Origin of the sequence: Shewanella surugensis (genome assembly GCF_023284005.1) — a bacterium.
Lineage (GTDB): Bacteria > Pseudomonadota > Gammaproteobacteria > Enterobacterales > Shewanellaceae > Shewanella > Shewanella surugensis.
The window spans coordinates 1-2,635 of sequence record NZ_JAKIKS010000259.1 but is presented as its reverse complement, the minus strand read 5'-3'; the positions used below and the strand labels follow the sequence as shown (position 1 = coordinate 2,635).

3 protein-coding genes and 1 pseudogene are annotated in these 2,635 nt (G+C 39.5%); all 4 read left to right on the top strand.

Annotation, left to right across the window (positions count from 1 at the left end):
* Nucleotides 1–340: 340 nt before the first annotated feature.
* Nucleotides 341–766 (top strand): sugar phosphate nucleotidyltransferase, encoded by a 426-nt coding sequence (locus L2764_RS28090; RefSeq protein ID WP_312018394.1) that lies wholly within the window; start codon nt 341–343, stop codon nt 764–766.
* On the top strand, nt 750–1,286 hold the full coding sequence (locus L2764_RS28085; protein WP_312018393.1) for a sugar phosphate nucleotidyltransferase: 537 nt from the start codon (nt 750–752) through the stop codon (nt 1,284–1,286). Before L2764_RS28090 ends, L2764_RS28085 begins: the two co-directional genes overlap by 17 nt.
* The gene (gene rfbD, locus L2764_RS26665) at nt 1,274–2,164 is read left to right on the top strand and encodes a dTDP-4-dehydrorhamnose reductase (RefSeq protein ID WP_248943362.1); all 891 of its coding nucleotides are present in this window, start codon (nt 1,274–1,276) and stop codon (nt 2,162–2,164) included. Before L2764_RS28085 ends, rfbD begins: the two co-directional genes overlap by 13 nt.
* A 15-nt stretch (nt 2,165–2,179) precedes the next feature.
* Nucleotides 2,180–2,534, top strand: a pseudogene (rfbC, locus tag L2764_RS26660) (dTDP-4-dehydrorhamnose 3,5-epimerase); the annotation flags it as partial.
* Nucleotides 2,535–2,635: the final 101 nt, after the last annotated feature.

Sequence of the window (2,635 nt, the reverse complement as noted above, 5' to 3'; positions counted from 1 at the left end):
CATCGGGATCAATTAAAACTCGGAATGTAGATAGTGCCTTGGGCACGGACTTAAGCCCTTTTAGGGCGTCACCCAAATAAGCCTCCGGCTTTGCCGGAGGTAAGTTAACTACTTATGTTGATGATAGACTAGGTCATGATTTACGTTATGCTATTGATATTAATAAAATTAAAGGTGCGTTAGACTGGCAGCCTCAGACTGATTTTGAGTCAGGGCTTTTATTAACGATAAAGTGGTATCTCAATAATCAACCTTGGTGTGACGGTACACGCGATGACTCTTATGGGTTAAAGGAGTCTCAAACAAAAGTTCTGCTTGAGAGTCGGGCTATCAATTTATAATGAAAGGGATTATTTTAGCGGGCGGCTCTGGTACGCGCCTTTACCCATTAACACAGTTTATGTCAAAACAATTATTATTAGTTAATGATAAGCCAATGATTTTTTATCCGTTAGCATTATTAATGCAAATGGGCATAAAAGAGATCCTGATTATTACTACTCAGCAAGATGCTATTACTTTTCAGCAATTATTAGGGGATGGCTCTCGCTTTGGTATATCGTTAGATTACGCAGTACAACATAATCCCGAAGGGATCGCGCAAGCCTTTATTATTGGAGAGCCATTCATAGGTGATGATAATGTTTGTTTAATTTTGGGAGATAATTTTTTTTATGCTGATCCGTTTGACAATCCATTTAAAAAGCAGTTTTTAATCCAAGATATTCCCTTGTTGGGTGCCAAAGTATTTGGTTATCACTGTTAGTGATCCCGAGCATTACGGTGTGGCCGAAATCGATCAATGTCATCGTGTTATCGCAATAGATGAGAAGCCGAAGCAGCCTAAATCGAATGTGGCGATTACTGGACTTTATTGCTATGACAATCGTGTGATTGAGTTTGCTAAACAGGTGAAACCCTCCAAAAGAGGCGAGCTTGAAATTACCAGTATCAATCAGATGTATCTTGAACGTGAAGAGCTGACATTGGAGCTATTAAGTCCTGACATTAGCTGGTTTGATATGGGCACCCATGAGAAGTTAAACTCAGCATCCTTATTTATTAAGCAAGTCGAAGACAAAATAGGAAAAAGCTTAGTTTGCCTCGATGAAATAGTGAAGACTAATACTGGCTTTGATTACATCGCTACCAATAGTGAACAAGAAAGGTTAGATCCAAATATGACTCATCTAAAAGACGAAACAAGATTAATATTGGAATCTAGGCTTTTAGCAGTGAAGAGTCATAAGCCGATACAAAATAAGGTATCCATGTGCGAATATTAATTGTCGGTAAAAATGGACAATTAGGTCGCCATTTAGTTGAAAAATTGAACTGTCTCGCCGTGATATGTGCCGTTGACATTCAGGAGCTTGATATCAGCGATCAATTAGCCGTTAATAACAGAGTTCAACAAGATCAACCTGATATAATCATTAATGCCGCTGCATATACCGCGGTTGAGCAAGCAGATAATGAGGTAGAACAAGCTTTTAAAGTGAATAACGACGGCGTTAAATTTTTAGCGCAAGCGGCAAAGAATATTGGCGCTGTGATTATTCATATTTCGACTGACTATGTTTTTGATGGCAGTAAAATATTACCTTATTCTGAAATGGATGCAGCTTTACCCCAAAATGTTTATGGAAAGAGTAAATTGGCAGGCGAGGGAGAAGTCATTCAGATTTGCCCTGAGCATATTATTATTCGTACCGCTTGGCTTTTTAGTGAACAGTCGAATAACTTTGTCAGCACTATGCTCAAGTTAGGGCAAAAGCATAATGAACTGAGTATTGTGGACGATCAATGGGGCGGGCCGACTTATGCGGGCGATCTTGCTGATGCTATTGTTCACATTGTTGAGCAATTTAAACAAGCAGGAACAGTTGATTGGGGAGTCTATCATTTCTCTGGCTGGCCTCATGTCACTTGGTATCAGTTTGCTCAGATTATTTTTAATTATGCTTATGAACAAAAGATGATAAATAAAGTCCCTAAACTCTTGTCTATCTCAAGTAAAGCGTATCCTTCAAATGTGAACCGTCCTGTTAATTCAAGATTGAATTGTACTAAAATAAAAGAACGTTTTGGTATTGATATGGGCGATTGGGCAAAGGCATTACCACATGTTATTGAGCAACTTATCGATAAAGACCCAATGTAAACTTAGGCTGTAATAATGAAAGTGATTGATACCAAAATTGAAGAAGTGAAAATCATAGAGCCTACTGTTTTTGGAGACGAGCGGGGGGTTTTTCATGGAAACCTGGCAACAGCAAGTGTTTGATGAGCAAGTGGCTAAAAGGCAATTTGTACAGGATAATCATTCTCGTTCGGCTCAAGGCGTGCTTCGAGGCTTACATTATCAAACTGAAAAAACGCAAGCTAAATTGATTAGAGTCATTTTGGGTGAAGTCTTCGATGTCGCGGTGGATATGAGAAAACACTCTGCCACATTTGGGCAATGGGTTGGTGTTTATCCATCGAGCGATAATAAACGTCAATTGTGGGTGCCTGAGGGTTTTGCCCAGGGCGGGATCGCACTTTGTTAACAAAGATTGAATCTGCTGAATTACTGTGATCTAATCGCACCTCACTTTCTGAGAGGTAACCCAATGACCCTGATCGAACACCT